The sequence below is a fragment of the Cellulomonas denverensis genome, assembly GCF_012396125.1.
Taxonomy (GTDB): Bacteria; Actinomycetota; Actinomycetes; order Actinomycetales; family Cellulomonadaceae; genus Cellulomonas; species Cellulomonas denverensis.
Map to the genome: position 1 here is coordinate 20,211 of NZ_JAAXOX010000013.1, position 15,368 is coordinate 35,578.

Consider the following 15,368-nt stretch of genomic DNA (forward strand, 5'->3'; position numbering starts at 1 on the left):
GTCGGCACGTCAGCAGCGGTCGAAGACGTGCTCCGGGTCGCCGGGCGCGGTGAGATCCCGGTCCCGCAGGACCGTGGCGGCGGGCAACTGCGGGTCGGCGCACACCTCCGACCACGGCCCGGACAGGTCGTCGGCGTACTCGATGTCGATCACCGCCGTGCCGTAGAACCCGGTGTAGGCCTCGCACTCGTCGTAGCGCTCGCACTCCTCGGCCACCGCGAAGTCGAAGCCTGCCTCGGTCCGGCCCCGGTCGCCCAGGTCCGGGGCGTTCTTCTGCCCCACGGCCAGCCCGGCCCGGTGCCCGGCGTCCACCAGCAGGGTGGCCATCGCCACCGCGTCGTCCTCGGTGAGCCGGCCGTCCGACCGGGTCCAGGTGTCCAGGTTGTCCAGCTCCACGGCATCGAAGCCCCGGGCGGCACAGTCCGCGATCACCGGCCCGAGCACCGCGGCGATCCCGGCCCGGCGTTCCGGCGTCGAGGTGTCCAGCAGCAGCTCGTCCGGCCAGCCCGGGTCGATCACCGGGGCGCCGTCCGCCGAGCGGAGCACCAGGTCGGGGTACTCGGTCAGCCACCGGTCGCGCTCGGCGGGCTGGGTCTGGAAGCCGTTGACGTAGCAGCCCGACCACAGGCCGTCCGCCGGGGTGTCGGTCACGTCCCGGATCACCCCGGCGACACCGTCGGCCGGCTGGTAGCCACCGCCGAGCTGGTAGTCGATGACCTGGCCGGCGGGCGGCAGACCGGGGTGCGGGGTCGTGGCGGGGGTAGTCGGGATGGCCGGGGTGGCCGCGGTGGGGTCGGCGGGGGTGGCATCGCCGGGGGTGCAGGCGCCGGTGCCGAGGACGACGGCGAGGACGAGGGCGCGCGCCAGGGTCGCTGCGGCGGGGCGGCTGGGCATGAGTCCAGTGCACCACGACCGGGTGCTACCACCCCCGCGCGCTCCCCCGGCCGGGGTGGTAGCACCCCCGCCACCGGCAACCACCCGATCCGACCCCTCCTGATCCCACCGGGGCGGCCGATCAGGGACCCGTTCAGATCAGACGATGCCGGGACGACCCCGGCCGGACGGGGGACAACCGTGCGATTCACCCTGGGGCGGCTCCGGCGGCCCACCGCCTGGGCAGTGGCGGCGACGCTGCTCGCCGTGATCCTGCCGGCCATGCCGGCCACCGCCGCGGCCGTGTCCGGCTCGGCCACCTTCAGCGACGGCTCGCTGACCGTCGGGCAGAGCGCGACCTTCGACATCACCTGCAGCGGTCTGCCGAACAGCCGGGGCGCCAGCGTCCGGCTGCAGCCCTACGGTGCCGAGGCCGTCGCCACCCAGGAGCCGGTGATGGTCCTCACCGATCCGGGGACCCCGACGTACTCCGGCCAGGTCACCTTCGACCTCACCGGTGTGGCGCCGGGCATGTACGCGATCGGCTTGGACTGCTACGAGGAGTGGGACGGGTACGTGCCGCTCGGCGCCGTGCTCAGCGAGCTCGAGATCGTCGGCGTGGACGTCGCCACCACCACCACCCTGGCCGCCGCGCCGGCACAGGTCGTGACCGGTGACCACGTCACGTTCACCGCGAGCGTCCCCGGTGCGGTGGGCGGGTCGGTGGAGTTTCGGTTGGGCGGCTCCTCGCTGGGGATCGCCCCTCTGACCGGCGGCACCGCCGTGCTCTCCACCGTCGTGACCGGGTCCGGCACCGTCACCGCGGCCTACTCCGGCGCCGCCGGCTACCTGGCCTCGACCTCCGCCGGGGTCCCGCTGTCCGTGATCACCTCGATCACCGGTCCGGGGGGCTACGGCCTGAACGGCACCCCGCGGGTGGACAGCGCGGTCGGCGCGCAGGTGTTCGGCCAGTGGTCGCCCACCCCGCAGCAAGGGCTGACCGTGGGGTACGCCTGGACCATCGACGGCCACGTGGTCTCCACCGCGAACAGCTACACACCGGTGGCCGCCGACCTGGGCAAGCAGCTGACCCTGACCCTCACCGGCAGCCACCCGGCGCTCGGCTCGCTGCCGCTGACCATCTCGGCCACCGTGCAGCCCGCCCCCGCGGTGTACGGCGACCTGGTAATCGACGGCGCGGTGGACCACCAGGCCACGCTGGGCACCAAGCTGACCGCGAAGGCCACCGGCTGGTCCGGCGCGGCCACGCTGGGTTACGCCTGGTCGGTGAACGGCGAGCGGGTGTCCACCGCGGTGTCGTACACCCCGCGGGCCGCCGACCTGGGCAAGACGATCAGCGTCCAGCTCACCGTGACCGAGGCCGGGCACGACACCCTGTACGACTACGCCTACGTCTGGAACGTGCTGACCACCCCGACGGTTACCGTGGGCTCGTCCACCCTCACCGTCGGCAAGGGCGCGGTGATCCCGGTGACGGTCGCCGGTCCGGCCGGTGGCCCGGTGCCCACCGGGTCGGTCGCGGTCACGCTGGTCCCGGTGGCGGGCGGCGACCCGGTCACCCCCGGCGCGGTCACCCTGAACGGCTCGGGCAAGGCCACCGTGCAGGTGTCCGGCCTGCCGGTCGGCCGGTACACGGTGACCGCTGCGTACCGCCCGACCGAGGAGCAGTACACCTTCGCCCGGTTCTCGGTGGTGGCCGAGGCCGCCGGCAATGCCAACCCGTACCGGGCGGCCACCGGCACCGGCACCGTCACCGTGGTCAAGCCCGCGGTGACCGCCGACTTCCCCCGCACCCTGACCGTCCCGGTCGCCACCGCGGCCACCGCCACCCTCCAGGTCACCGGCACCGCGCGCCCGGCGGAGTACGTGCTGCTCGCCGGGTCCACCGAGCTGCTGCGCGGCGCGCTGCCGGTGCTCGGCTCGGTGACTCTGACCCTGCCGGTGCTGGAGCCGGGCACCCACCAGCTCACCCTGGTGCTGCCGGAGACCGCCAGCACCGCCCGGTACACCCAGGACCTGACCGTCACGGTGACCGGTGAGCCGGCCCGCACCGGCGCCCCGACCGCGAAGCTGGCGACCCCGAAGGCCGCCACCGTCCCGGGCCAGGCGATGGAACTGGTCGCCGACGGGTTCCTGCCCGGGGAGACGGTCGCGTTCTTCGTGCACTCCGACCCGGTCTACCTGGGCACCGCGGTGGCCGGGGCGGACGGGATCGCCCGGCTGACCGCGGTGATCCCGGCCGGGCTGCCGGTCGGGTCGCACACCGTGATCGCCACCGGCGGCACCTCCGGCCGGTGGGCCGAGCTGCCGATCGAGCTGGCGGTGGCCGGTGCGCCGCCGGCCACCACGCAGCTCGCCGTGACCGGTGCGGGTGCCGGATCGGGGCTGGCGGCCGCCTGGCTACTGCTCGTCGCCGGTGCGGTGCTGCTGATCGTCGTTCGCCGGGTGCGGGCGGTGCGCGGCGCCGCCTGAGAGGGGGCAGCGCTCGCGATGACCGGGGGCGGGCGCGGCTGGTGAGCGGCCGGCCGTACCCGCCCCGGGACAGCAGAACGGCCCTGCGGTGGAGCGATCCACCACGGGGCCGTTCGGCGTCTACTCGCCGAGCACCGGTTTGAGCTGGGTGATCGTCCACCGTCGTCGCCAGGCCACCGCCGCGATCCCGGCCGCGACGCCGAGCAGCAGGAAGCCACCGACCACCAGGAAGTCGCGCAACAATCGGTCGCCCGGCCCGCCGGTCATCGTGATCCGCAGGCCGTCGACCACATAGGTCATCGGCAGCAGCGGGTGGATCACCTGGAACGCGGCGGGCAGCGTCTGCCGGGGATAGATCCCCGCACAGCTGGTCAGTTGCAGCATCAGCAGCACCAGCGCCACCGCCGAGCCGACCACCCCGAATGCCGTGCGCAGCGCATGGGCGATCGCGGTGAAGGCGAGCGAGGCGACCACCACCAGCCCGAGGGTGGCGGGCCAGGACCGGGCATCCAGGCCGAGCCCGAAGCCGACGATCGCGGTCAGCACCAGCCCACCGGACACCCCGATCGACGCCACCGGCAGGTACCCGGCGAGCGCCACGGTCACCGGCCGGGCCCGGGAGGCCAGACCGCGCGGGTTGATCGGCCGCAGCACGGTGAACCCGGCCACGCCGAACACGCACAGCGCGATCCCGAAGAAGAACGGCGCCAGTCCCTCGCCGTAGAACTCGGCGGTGTTCACCGCGTCGGTCCGGATCGTGGTCGGGCTGGCCACCTGCTGGGCGGTGCCCGCCGGGTCCGCCTGGCCCAGGTCGGGGATCTGCCCCACCGCCGAGTCCAGGCCATCCGCCAGGGTGGTGGCGCCGGTCAGCAACTGCCCGGTGCCGTCGGTGAGCTGGTTCGCCCCGCCGACCGCGGTGTCCAGGCCGGTGCCCAGTTCGGCCAGGCCGTCGGCGACCTGCCGGGAGCCCGAGGCCAGCCGGTCGATGTCCGCCTGGCCCTGCCGCAGCTCCTGCTGGATCGCCGGGACCTGGGCGTCGATCGCCGCGGCCCGGCCGGCCACGTCCTGGGCGGCGGTGGTCACCTCGTGGGTGAAGGTGCTGACCTCGTTCGCCCGGTCGTTCGCGTAGTTGGCGGCGTCCCGGGCGGCGACCAGATCGTTGTAGTGCGGGTCGCTCGGGTCGGTGGCGGCCACCAGGTCGTTGAGCCGGCCGAGCACCCCACCGGTGCGGGCGGCGATGCCGTCCTGGGTGTCCGAGACCACGCCGGCCAGCTGCGCGGCGGAGTCGGTCAGCCGGGTGGCGGCGTCCGCGACCGGGGGGATCGCCGGGATCAGCCGGTCGGCGACCGGATCCACCAGGTCGGCGATCTGCTGGTTGCCGTCCGCGACCTGGTTCGCCCCGTCGGTGAGCTGGGTGACCGCGTCCCGCGCGGTGACCAGCCCGGTGGCCAGGGTGCCGGAGCCGTCGTGCGCGGTGGCCAGGCCGTCCTCCAGCTGGTGCGCCCCATCCGCGGCGGTGCTCAGCCCGGAGCGCAGTTCGCCCAGTTGCTGGAAGACCACGGTGAAGTAGGCGGCGGTGGCGGCGGCGTTGATCCGCTCCTGCAGCTCGATCGACAGCCCGCGGGCGGCCACCCCGATGATGAAGCCGTTCGCGCCGTCCTGGTGCAGCACCAGCTCCGCGGTCTGCGGGTCGCCGGAGCTGACCGAGGCCAGTTTGGCGGTGAAGTCGGCGGGGATGGTGATCGTCATCAGGTACGTGCCGTCGGACAGCCCGGCCGCGGCGTCCTCGGCGTCGGTGGTGGTCCAGTCCACGATCGGGTCGGCCTTGAGCTCGTCGACCACCTGGTCGCCGGCGGCCACCGGCTTGTCCTGGCCCTCGACGGTGACCGGCCGGTCCTCGTTCACCACCGCCACCTTGATGTCGCCGAGGTGCCCGTAGGGGTCCCAGTTCGACCATAGGTACAGCCCGCCGTACAGCGATGGCAGCAGCACCAGGAACACCAGGGCGATCCGCTGCATCGGCAGCCGGTACCGGCGCAGCTCGGACAGGGCGAGGCGGATCACGACTCCTCCACGTGGCTGGGGTGCAGATCGACGACCACGCGGGTGGCCTGGGGCGGTGGCGGGACGGCTCCGGCGGTGCTGGCCACGGCGACCGCCCCGTGCCCGGCGGCGGCGTGCAGTGCGTCCCAGACCCGGGACTGGTCCGGTGCCGACAGTCCCACGTCCAGGTCGTCCAGCAGCACCACCCCGGGCCGGGACAGCAGCGCCAGCGCCACCGCGAGCAGGGTCTGCTGCACCCGGGGCAGGCCGGCGATCCGGTCATGGTCCGCGGCGTCCAGGCCGGTCAGTTCCCGGACCTCGTCGATCCGGTAGCCCAGCCCGTCCGACCCGCGCGGGTGCACCCGGTCCCAGCGGGCGCGCTCGGTCATCGCCTGGTGCACGGTCTGCTCCGGCTCCGGGCCGATCACGTCGTGCACCCGGGCCAGCGCGGTGCGTGGCCGGATGTCCCGTGGCCGGTCGAAGCCGAGCACGTCCAGGGTCCCGGTGCTGGGCCGGGCGCGGCCGGCCAGCGTGAGCAGCAGCATCGACCGGCCGGTGCCGCCCGAGCCGCGCAGCTCGACCACCTGGCCGGGGTCGGCGGCCAGGGTGACGTGCCGGTAGACCCAGCCCTCGGCGGTGTGCATCCCCAGATCGGTGGCGCGCAGCCCCGCGGGCTGCTCCGGCTCGGCCGGTTCCCCCTGGTCCGGATCGATCGGTGGCAGTTCCTGGGTGCTCATCCGAGCCCGCCTCGCTCTCCGGGCGGCCAGCGGATCGACGCCGCCCCAGGTCAGCGTGGCAGAGCCCGGCCCGACCGGCCACGGGAGGGACGGTCAGGCTCCGGGGTTGAGCAGCACCTTCGTCCAGCCGTCCTCGCGCTCGTCGAACCGGCGGTAGCCCTCGACCGCCTGGTCCAGGCCCAGGTGGTGCGACACCAGGAACGACGGGGTGGCGCGCCCGGCCACGATCAGGTCCCGCAGCTGGCGGTTGTAGCGCATCACCGGCGCCTGCCCGGTGCCGACGTGCAGGCCCTTCATGAACAGCGACCCGAAGTCGAAGCCGATCCGGCCCTGCTTCGCCTGCTCGGTCGCCGCGCCCGGGTCCTCGGGCAGGTACACCCCGATCACCCCGATGCCGCCGGTCGCCCGGACGGTGGCGACCAGGTTGTCCAGCACCAGCTCCGGGTGCTCCTGGCCGGTGGCGTCGTGCGCCTGGTAGCCGACCGCCTCGACGCCGCAGTCGGCACCCCGGCCCTCAGTCGCCGCCATCACCTGCTCCACCGGGTCACCGGCAGAGAAGTCGATCGCGGTCGCCCCGATCGACTCGGCCAGCCGCAGCCGGTCCGGCTCCTTGTCGACCACGAACGCCCGCGCCGCGCCCCGGATCAGCGCCGAGTGCGCCGCCATCAGGCCCACCGGTCCGCCGCCGTAGATCACCACGTCGTCACCGGGCGACATCCCGGCCAGGACGGTGCCGTGCCAGCCGGTCGGGAAGATGTCCGACAGCAGCGCGAAGTCGTCCTCGTGCTCGGTGCCCGCCGGCAGCTCGAGCAGGTTGAAGTCGGCGTAGGGCACCCGCAGGTACTCGGCCTGGCCGCCGTCGTAGGGGCCCATGTTGGCGTAGCCGTAGGCCGCCCCGTCCACACCCTCGGTCGGGTTGGTGCGCAGGCAGAACGACGTCCAGCCGTGCAGGCAGTTGCGGCAGGTGCCACAGGCGACGTTGAACGGCACGCTCACCCGGTCCCCGACCCGGACCCGGGTGACCCCGGCACCGACCTCCTCGACGATGCCGGTGTTCTCGTGCCCGAAGACGGTGCCCTCCTCCACGTTGGTCCGGCCCTCGTACATGTGCAGGTCGGACCCGCAGATGTTGGTGGTGGTGATCCGGATGATCGCGTCGGTGGGCTCCTCGATCCGCGGATCCGGGACGGTGGTGACCTCGACGGACTTCGGGCCTCGGTAGACGACGGCACGCATGGCGACTCCTCACGATGTGCGGGTCGACCCGTGGGCTCCAGGCCGGTGTGCTCCCTCCACCCTCACCCCGATCGGCGCACCGGGCATCCCGGCCGGGCGGGAGCCGTGGTTGGTCAACCGACTCTCACCGCCCGCCGAGCCCCGCGCACGCCCCTCCCCAGGCGCTGCTTCTTCATCGAGGGTGCACGAATGCACGCTTCCGGGGCCGGGAGACGTGCATTCGTGCAATCTCGGCGGGACGGGGACGGGCGGCGGGGGTCGGCCCCGGCCGGGCACGACCCTCCCCGTCAGCCCAGCAGTTGCTCGCCCACGTACCCGCCCTCCGCGCACCCGGGCGGGATCGCGCACACCGCCGAGCCCACCGGGGTGGTCCACCGGTTCAGCAGGTCCAGCTCGTCCAGCCGGCGTTGCAGCGGCACGAACTGCGCGTCCACATCGGCCTGGAAGGCGATGAACAGCAGCCCGGACTCACCGTCCTGGTCGTAGTTGTAGGCCCGGCGGAAGATCCGCTGCCGGGGGTCGTCGGAGCGGGCCCGGCGGATGTGCGCGAACTCGCCGATCACCGGGAAGCCGACCGCGGTGGTCGCCTCGAAGTCGGGCTCGTCGTGCTCCCGGGTCCCGGTCAGCGGTGCACCCGAGGCCAGGAACCGCCCGGTGGACTGCTCCCGGCCGTCCCGGTCCAGTTCGTCCCAGGTGTCCAGCTCCATCCGGATCCGGCGCAGCACCAACGACGTCCCGCCGTCCGCACCCCACACCACGTCGTCGAAGTCCGCGGTGCCCGGCACCGGGTTCACCGTGCCGTCCACCTGGCCGAACAGGTTCCGCATCGTGGTGCCCGCCGCCTCCGACCCGCGCGCCCGGCGGAACCCGGGCTGGGTCCAGCGCACGGTGGCGAAGCTGCGGGCGTCCTTGACCAGCATCCGCAGCGCGTGGGCGACGGTCAGCGGGTCGTCCGCCGCCACCTGGATCAGCAGGTCGCCGCCGCTCCACCGGTCCTCCAGCCGGTCCACCCCGAACGCGGGCAGCGGCCGCAGCCACTCCGGCACGGCGGCGGGGTCGGCCCGGCGCACCAGTTCCGGCCCGAAGCCGAAGGTCACGGTCAGCCGCGCGGGCAGCACCGCCAGTTCCGGTTCGGAGTCCGCGAGCGCCGCCCGGCCCTGGGTCAGCCGGGCGGCATCGTCGGACAGCAGGCGCATCATCCGGCCCAGGGCGTCCCGGTCGGTGCCGGGCAGCAGGTCGAAGGCGATCAGGGTGGCGTGCGCCTGCGGCGCGGTGTCGATCCCGGCCTGGTGCACGCCGTGGAACGGCACGGTCTCCTCGCCGGTCAGCACCTCGGCCGGGGCGGGCCGGTCGCCGGTGGTGGTGTCCCGGGACCGGGCGACCGCGTCTATGCCGACCGCCGCCACCGCACCCGCCCCGGCGACGGCGCCGCCGAGCAGCACCTGCCGCCGGGTGGGCCGGCGATCGGGGGTCGTCACTGGTCGCCGCCGTAGTTCTCGTTCGCCCCGGAGTAATCCTTGGCCGGGGCGGTCACGTCCAGCGTGGAGCCGTCGTCGAAGGTCAGCGTCAGGTCGACCTCGTCACCGGCCTCGACCGGCGCGGTCAGGCCCATCAGCATCAGGTGGTTGCCGCCCGGTTCCAGGACCAGCTCGCCACCGGCCGGGACGGTGAAGCCGCCGTCCTTCTCCTGCATCACCATCGCCCCGGTGCCGTCGTCCACCGTCTCGTGCAGCTCGACCCCGGTCGCGGTGGGGCTGGTCGCCCCCTGGACGGTGACGTCGTGGTCCCCGGTGTTCCGGACCACCCCGAAGGCGGCGGACATCCCGGAGTCGGCGGCCTTCACCCAGGCGTCCTCGACCAGCACGGCATCGGCGGCGGTGCCGGTCGCCGCGGAGCTGCTGGAGTCGGCGGCCGGTGCCCCGTCGGAGCAGGCGGACAGGGCCAGGGTCACGGCCAGGGCGGGGGCGAGGAGGGTGGCGGTGCGACGTGCGGACATGGCGGAACTCACTTTCGGCTGAGGGGTCAGGAGGAGTGGCGGCGGCGGCGCGCTCGCAGGGCCAGCACCAGGGCGTACAGGCCGCCGGCGACCAGGGCGCCCAGGGCGGCGACCACCACGGTGCGGCCGGGCATCGGGGCGTCCCGCCCGGCGGGGTCGAGCACCTGGTCGACGGCGCGGGTGTCCTCGGTGGCCGGCCGGTCGGCGGCGGCGACCGGATCGCCCACCACGAAGGGCACCACGCCGGAGATCGCGTGGCCGTCGGAGGACACCACCCGCCAGGCGGCCCGGTAGGCACCGTCCGGCAGTTCGGGATCCAGCGGCACGGTGACCACCGGCCCGGCCAGCACCGGCTCACCGGCGGTCCAGTCGGTGTCCTCGTCGTCGATCACCCGGACCGCGGCGCCGACGTCCATCACGTCGGCGGAGAAGGTGAGCCGCACCTCCGCCGGGGCGGTGGCGAGCTGTTGGTCCGCGACCGGGGCACTGTCGATCAGGCTGTCGTGCGCGGTGGCGGCACCCGCGGTGGCGAGCAGGAGTCCGGTGGCCAGTCCGAGTCCGGCCAGGGCACGCCGGAGGGCGCGCGGGAACGGCTGAAACATGGGGTCATCACTTTCGGGGCACCCCGGGACCGCGCGGGTCCGCCGGCCGGTGTCACGGCAGGGGACGGCGCGCCCGGGGACGACGGAGCCGGCGCCCGGGGATCACCGGGTCGCAGGCAGGGGACGCAGCACCGCGGCCGGCGGCGGTCCCCGGCGCGGCGGCGTCCCGCGCACCCACACCGGCGTGAGCACCGGCAGCAGCCCCGCGACCACCCGCAGCGACGGCAGCTGCCCGATCGCCGGGACGGTGGCCGTCACCGCCGCGACCAGTCGCGCGGTCACCCGGCGCAGCAGCCCGGTGATCCGGCCGGCCAGCGTCTCCCCGTGCCGGATCGCCAGCACGGTCACCACGGCCGCCACCAGGTGCGCACCCCACATGCCCGGACCGGCATGCGTCATCGGGGCGGTCCCGGCGGCCACGAAGGTCTCCGCGTGGTGCAGGTGCCCGGTCTCCGGCGTGGAGCCACCGCCCCCGGCGCCCAGCACGAACAGGGTGTGGAACAGGAACTGGCTCGCGGCGACCGACCCGGACAGCCGCAGCCAGGGCAGTCGCACCCCGGCCAGCAGCACGCAGGCGGAGGTCGCCACCAGCAGCGGGACCAGGACGCCGAGCGGCCCGGGCATCGCCCCACCGCCGATCAGGTGCGACATCAGGGCGATGAAGGTCGACGACACCGCCGCGGCCGCCCCGCGTACCAGGCGACGGCGGCGCGGATCGACCGCCCCCTGCGTCGCCCGTTCCATGACCCCGATCATAAGGACGGCGCACTGTTCCCCGCGGGCGAGCTGTGTCACCGTGTGGCGCGTGACCACCGCTGATCCGCTGTTCCCGGGCAAGCAGTTCATCAGCACCACCCTGGAGGTGCTGGAGACCAAGACCACCATGTCCGGCGCCCTGACCCGGCGTTACCTCCAGCGTGCGGCCATGGCGGGGATCATCATCGGTCTGCTCTACGCCACCAACTACGCGATCATCGCGGCCTTCGACAGCGTGCCCGCGGAGGCCGGCAGCCTGCGTGAACTCGGCCGGCTGATCGGCGCGATCATCTTCGGCTGGGCGCTGATCTTCATCTACTACTCCCGGTCCGAGCTGCTGACCAGCAACATGATGATCGTCTGCGTCGGGGCCTACCACCGCCGCACCAGCTGGCCGCGCGCGCTGCGGCTGCTCGGGCTGTGCCTGGTCGGCAACCTGATCGGCGGGCTGCTGATCGCCGTCCTGCTGCGGTTCTCCACCATCGCCGAGGGCGCGACGCTCGCCGAGATGTCCGCCGCCGTCGACCACAAGCTCGCCTACCTCGGTGACGGCCCCGCCGGGTGGACCGACCTGCTGGTCCGCGCCATCCTGTGCAACTTCTGCATCAACCTGGCGATGCTGCTGGTCTACAACGGGCTGATCGACTCCGACCTGGTCAAGTGCCTGGTGATGATCACCGCGGTGTTCATCTTCGCCTTCCTCGGCCTGGAGCACTCGGTCGCCAACAGCGTGCTGTTCGGCATCGTCGGCATCCGGGAGGGCCTGGACTGGGCGGCGGCACTGGGCAACATCGGGATCGCGCTGGTCGGCAACTTCATCGGCGGCGGGCTGCTGATCGGGCTGTACTACGCCTACGTCAACGACGACCGGCGCTGGCGGCGCGGCTGAGGCTGTGGACGACCGCGTCCGGTCGGGCTGTTGTATCGCGTAGCGCTACACGATACACTCGATCGGTGATCGTGAGCTTCCGGCACAAGGGCCTCGAGGGGTTCTACGTGTCGGGCTCCAAGAAGGGCATCCGCCCCGATCACGCGGCCAAGCTCGCCCGCATCCTGTCAGCGCTCGACGTGGCCGCCGGGCCGGATGACCTGGCGATCCCGTCGTTCCGCACCCACCCGCTCACCGGCGACCTGGCCGGCTCCTGGTCCATCTGGGTCAACGGCAACTGGAGGATCACGTTCAGGTTCGTCGGCGCGGATGTCGAGCTGGTCGACTACCGCGACTACCACTGAGAAGGAGACGGTGACCATGGCGATGAAGACCCCGGTCCACCCCGGCGAGATCCTGCGCGAGGACGTGCTGGCCGAGCTGGGCCTGTCCGTCACCACCGCGGCCGAGCGCCTCGGCGTCTCGCGGGTGTCGCTCAGCCGTGTCCTGCACGGACGTGCCGCGATCAGCCCGTCCCTGGCCATCCGCCTGGAGTTGGCCGGCGTCAGCACCGCCCGAGCCTGGTTGGCGATGCAGGCCGCCTACGACCTCGCCCGGGCCCGCGACACGACGCTCCCCCAGGTCGTGCGGCTCGACGTGGCGTAGTACCCGCGTCCGACGTCCGCCCCGCGTCGGATAACCCCTCGCCCGTCCCCCCGCCGCGCTCCTAGCGTGACGCCCATGCGCGCCCACACCCCTCGCCTGTCCCTGCGGCCGTTCACCCCCGCCGACGGCCCCGCCCTGCACGCCTACCTCCGCGACCCGGAGGTGGTGCGCTTCGAGCCGTACGGCCCGCACACCGCGGAGCAGGCGGCGCAGGAGGCGGCGCGGCGGGCGGAGGACCCGCGGTTCGTGGCGGTGGAGCGGATCGAGGACGGGGTGCTGGTCGGACACGTGTTCCGTGCGCTGGTCGACCCGTCGTCGTGGCGGACCTGGACGGTGGGCTACGTGTTCAACCCGGAGTTCGGCGGCCGGGGGTATGCCACCGAGGCGACCCGGGCGGTGATCGACGACTGCTTCGCGGCCGAGGGCGCGCACCGGGTGACCGCGCGCTGCGACCCGCGCAACGCCCCGTCCTGGCGGCTGCTGGAGCGGGTGGGGATGCGCCGGGAGGGTCACGAGCTGCGCTGCGCCTCCTTCGAGGACGGGCCGGACGGCCGGCCGGTGTGGCACGACGCATTCCTGTACGCGGTGCTGGCGGAGGAGTGGCCGGGGCGCTGAGCCCGGCGACAGTGCGCTGCGGCAGACCGATGTCGAGGGGCGTCGCGGGCCGGCGCGCACGCCGTGAAGGACGGCGCTGCGCGTCCGCCTGAACCGGCTCGGGGCCGCCCCGCGCGATGGCGGAACGGCCCCGGTCCGGGCGGGTACTCAGGCGACCGTGAAGCCCGCCCGCAGCAGGTCCTCGTCCCGGGAGGAGCGGCCGACCAGCAGCTCGAACGCCCCCGGCTCGACCACCCGGTTCCCGGCGGCGTCGACGATCGTGCACTCCGCCACCGGCAGCTCCAGCTCCACCGTGACCGAGGCGCCGGGCGCGACGTCGGCCTGGCGGAAGGTCTTGAGCTCCTTGTCCGCCCAGGACACCGAGGTGACCGTGTCCGAGACGTAGACCTGGACCGTCTCCCGGGCCGGCCGGTCGCCGGTGTTGGTCAGGGTGATCCGGCCGCGGATCACCCCGTCCGGTGCGACCTGCTCGGTGTCCAGCACCAGGTCGGTGTACTCGACGGTGGTGTAGGACAGCCCCTCGCCGAAGGCGAAGGCCGGGCGCTGGGTCAGGTCGGCGTACCGGTCGCCGTGCTGGCCGCGGATCTGGTTGTAGTAGGTCGGCTGCTGTCCGGCGTGCCGGGCGAAGGAGATCGGCAGCCGTCCGGCCGGGTCGGTCAGGCCGAGCAGCAGCTCCGCGATCGCCTGCCCGCCCTGCATCCCGGGGTTGGCGACCCAGAGCAGCGCGGCGGCGTCCAGCGCCGAGTCCGGCAGCACCAGCGGCTTGGAGGCGAGCAGCACCACGATCATCGGGGTGCCGGTGGCGGCCAGCGCGTCCAGCAATGCCTTCTGCCCGCCGATCAGCTCCAGGGTGGCGGTGGAGCGGCCCTCGCCGACCAGCTCGATCCGGTCGCCGACCACCGCGACCACGTAGTCGGCGTCCCGCGCGGCGGCCACGGCCTGGTCGATCATCGCGTGATCCGGCTCGACCGGGACGACCACCGGCGGGCGGGGCTGGCCGTCCGGGAAGAACGCGCCCTCCGGGTCCGGCTCCAGGGTGAGGATGTCGGCACCGCGGGTGTGCGTGACGGTCCAGTCGCCGGGCACGGTGGCGCGCAGGCCGTCCAGGACGGTGACGATCATGTCCTCCGGCTGCCCGTCCGGCAGCCAGTCGGCCTGACCGGAGTTGCCGGCCCAGTCGCCGAGCTGGGTCTGGGCGTCGTCGGCGAGCGGGCCGACCACGGCGATCGTCTTCGACCCGGCGGCGGGGGCGGCGCGCAGCGCACCGGCGAACCCGGTGCCGGTCGTCGCCGTCAGCCCACCGGCCAGCGGCAGCACCCCCTGGTTGCGCAGCAGCACCAGCGAGCGCCGGGCGACCGCGAGGTTGAGCTCGGCGTGCGCGGCGGACCCGACCACCGCGGCCTGGGCGGCGGCGTCCGGGCGGCGCGGGTTCTCGAACAGGCCGAGACGGAACTTCAGGGTGAGGATCCGGCTGACCGCGGCGTCCAGCTCGGACTCGGCCAGCAGCCCGGACTCGATCGCGTCCAGCGCCCCCTGGAAGAACCCGGGGGTGGTCATCACCATGTCGTTGCCGGCCTTCACCGCGGCGGCGGCGGCGTGCGCGTAGTCCGGCTGGACCTTCTGCTCCCAGACCATCCGGCCGACGTTGTCCCAGTCGGTGATCAGGGTGCCGGTGTAGCCCCACTCGCCGCGCAGCACGTCGTTCAGCAGCCAGTCGTTCACCGTGATCGGCACGCCGTCGGTGGTCTGGTAGCCGAGCATGAAGGTGCTGCAGCCTTCCCGGGCCACCCGCTCGAACGGCGGCAGGAACCACGAGCGCAGCTTGCGGCGGGAGATGTCCGCCTCGGAGGCGTCCCGGCCGCCCTGGGTCTCGGAGTACCCGGCGAAGTGCTTGGCGGTGGCCAGGATCGCGGTCGGGTCGTCCAGCCCGGCACCCTGGTACCCGCGCACCATCGCGGAGGCCAGCTCGCCGATCAGGAACGGGTCCTCGCCGAAAGTCTCGTCCACGCGGCCCCAGCGCAGGTCACGGGCGATGCACAGCACCGGGGAGAAGGTCCAGTGCACCCCGGTGGCGGCGACCTCGACCGCGGTGGCCCGGGCGACCTGCTCGGCCAGGGCGGCGTCCCAGGAGGAGGCCAGGCCCAGCTGGGTCGGGAAGATCGTCGCCCCGACGAAGAACGAGTGCCCGTGGATGCAGTCCTCGCCGACCAGCAGCGGGATCCGCAGCCGGGTCTGCTCGGTCAGGGCGTGCGCCTGGGCCAGCCGCTCCGGGGAGGCGTGCAGGATCGAGCCGACGTGCTTGTCCAGCACGAGGTCCTCCACCCCGGGCCGGGCGTCGAGCTGCATCATCTGCCCGACCTTCTCCTCCGGGGTCATCCGGGCGAGCAGGTCGGCGACCCGGTGCTCGATCGGCACGGCCGGGTCCTGGTACGGGGCGGTGGGGCTGGTGACGGTCACGATGAGTCCTTCGGAGGCGGCGTTGC

The 15,368-nt window shown here is 73.8% G+C and carries 14 protein-coding genes; 5 read left to right on the forward strand and 9 right to left on the reverse strand.

Annotated features, from left to right (window positions below):
- Positions 1-9 precede the first annotated feature (9 nt).
- Positions 10-894, reverse strand: a complete 885-nt coding sequence (locus HGA03_RS16255; protein ID WP_168631354.1) for an endo alpha-1,4 polygalactosaminidase — start codon at positions 892-894, stop codon at positions 10-12.
- A gap of 180 nt (positions 895-1,074) precedes the next feature.
- Here HGA03_RS16255 and HGA03_RS16260 point away from each other — a divergent pair, with 180 nt between their 5' ends.
- Entirely contained in the window at positions 1,075-3,366 is a 2,292-nt protein-coding gene (locus HGA03_RS16260) for an Ig-like domain-containing protein (protein ID WP_168631355.1), read from the forward strand.
- 120 nt (positions 3,367-3,486) lie between these two features.
- Here the strand turns inward: HGA03_RS16260 and HGA03_RS16265 are convergent, their stop codons facing one another.
- The 7 genes from HGA03_RS16265 to HGA03_RS16295 all read right to left on the reverse strand — a co-directional run bounded on the left by HGA03_RS16265 (position 3,487) and on the right by HGA03_RS16295 (position 10,724).
- A complete protein-coding gene (locus HGA03_RS16265) occupies positions 3,487-5,430 on the reverse strand; it encodes a YhgE/Pip domain-containing protein (protein WP_168631356.1) in 1,944 nt (647 codons plus the stop codon).
- Positions 5,427-6,146, reverse strand: a complete 720-nt coding sequence (locus HGA03_RS16270) for an ATP-binding cassette domain-containing protein (RefSeq protein ID WP_168631357.1) — start codon at positions 6,144-6,146, stop codon at positions 5,427-5,429. Before HGA03_RS16270 ends, HGA03_RS16265 begins: the two co-directional genes overlap by 4 nt.
- Before the next feature lie 93 nt (positions 6,147-6,239).
- Entirely contained in the window at positions 6,240-7,382 is a 1,143-nt protein-coding gene (locus tag HGA03_RS16275; RefSeq protein WP_168631358.1) for a glutathione-independent formaldehyde dehydrogenase, read from the reverse strand.
- Between the two features lie 287 nt (positions 7,383-7,669).
- The gene (locus HGA03_RS16280) at positions 7,670-8,860 is read right to left on the reverse strand and encodes a Dyp-type peroxidase (protein ID WP_168631359.1); all 1,191 of its coding nucleotides are present in this window, start codon (positions 8,858-8,860) and stop codon (positions 7,670-7,672) included.
- A complete protein-coding gene (locus HGA03_RS16285) occupies positions 8,857-9,378 on the reverse strand; it encodes a copper chaperone PCu(A)C (protein ID WP_168631360.1) in 522 nt (173 codons plus the stop codon). The genes HGA03_RS16280 and HGA03_RS16285 overlap by 4 nt, the downstream gene beginning before the upstream one ends.
- 26 nt (positions 9,379-9,404) lie before the next feature.
- Positions 9,405-9,980, reverse strand: coding sequence for a copper resistance CopC family protein (locus HGA03_RS16290; protein WP_168631361.1), 576 nt, complete (start codon positions 9,978-9,980; stop codon positions 9,405-9,407).
- Between the two features lie 102 nt (positions 9,981-10,082).
- The gene (locus HGA03_RS16295) at positions 10,083-10,724 is read right to left on the reverse strand and encodes a hypothetical protein (protein ID WP_168631362.1); all 642 of its coding nucleotides are present in this window, start codon (positions 10,722-10,724) and stop codon (positions 10,083-10,085) included.
- Positions 10,725-10,785: 61 nt separating this feature from the next.
- Between HGA03_RS16295 and HGA03_RS16300 the strand changes: the two genes are divergently transcribed.
- The 4 genes from HGA03_RS16300 (at position 10,786) to HGA03_RS16315 (ending at position 12,885) form a co-directional block, all read left to right on the forward strand.
- On the forward strand, positions 10,786-11,625 hold the full coding sequence (locus HGA03_RS16300) for a formate/nitrite transporter family protein (RefSeq protein ID WP_239073508.1): 840 nt from the start codon (positions 10,786-10,788) through the stop codon (positions 11,623-11,625).
- Between the two features lie 65 nt (positions 11,626-11,690).
- The gene (locus HGA03_RS16305) at positions 11,691-11,969 is read left to right on the forward strand and encodes a type II toxin-antitoxin system RelE/ParE family toxin (RefSeq protein WP_168631364.1); all 279 of its coding nucleotides are present in this window, start codon (positions 11,691-11,693) and stop codon (positions 11,967-11,969) included.
- 16 nt (positions 11,970-11,985) lie between these two features.
- Positions 11,986-12,270: a HigA family addiction module antitoxin gene (locus HGA03_RS16310; RefSeq protein WP_239073507.1), complete on the forward strand. Its 285-nt coding sequence runs from the start codon at positions 11,986-11,988 to the stop codon at positions 12,268-12,270.
- Between the two features lie 75 nt (positions 12,271-12,345).
- Positions 12,346-12,885, forward strand: a complete 540-nt coding sequence (locus HGA03_RS16315) for a GNAT family N-acetyltransferase (protein WP_168631365.1) — start codon at positions 12,346-12,348, stop codon at positions 12,883-12,885.
- A gap of 147 nt (positions 12,886-13,032) precedes the next feature.
- On the opposite strand, the gene HGA03_RS16320 is transcribed toward HGA03_RS16315, so the two are convergent.
- Positions 13,033-15,342: an exo-beta-d-1,3/1,6-glucosidase gene (locus tag HGA03_RS16320; protein ID WP_444542208.1), complete on the reverse strand. Its 2,310-nt coding sequence runs from the start codon at positions 15,340-15,342 to the stop codon at positions 13,033-13,035.
- Between the last annotated feature and the right edge of the window lie 26 nt (positions 15,343-15,368).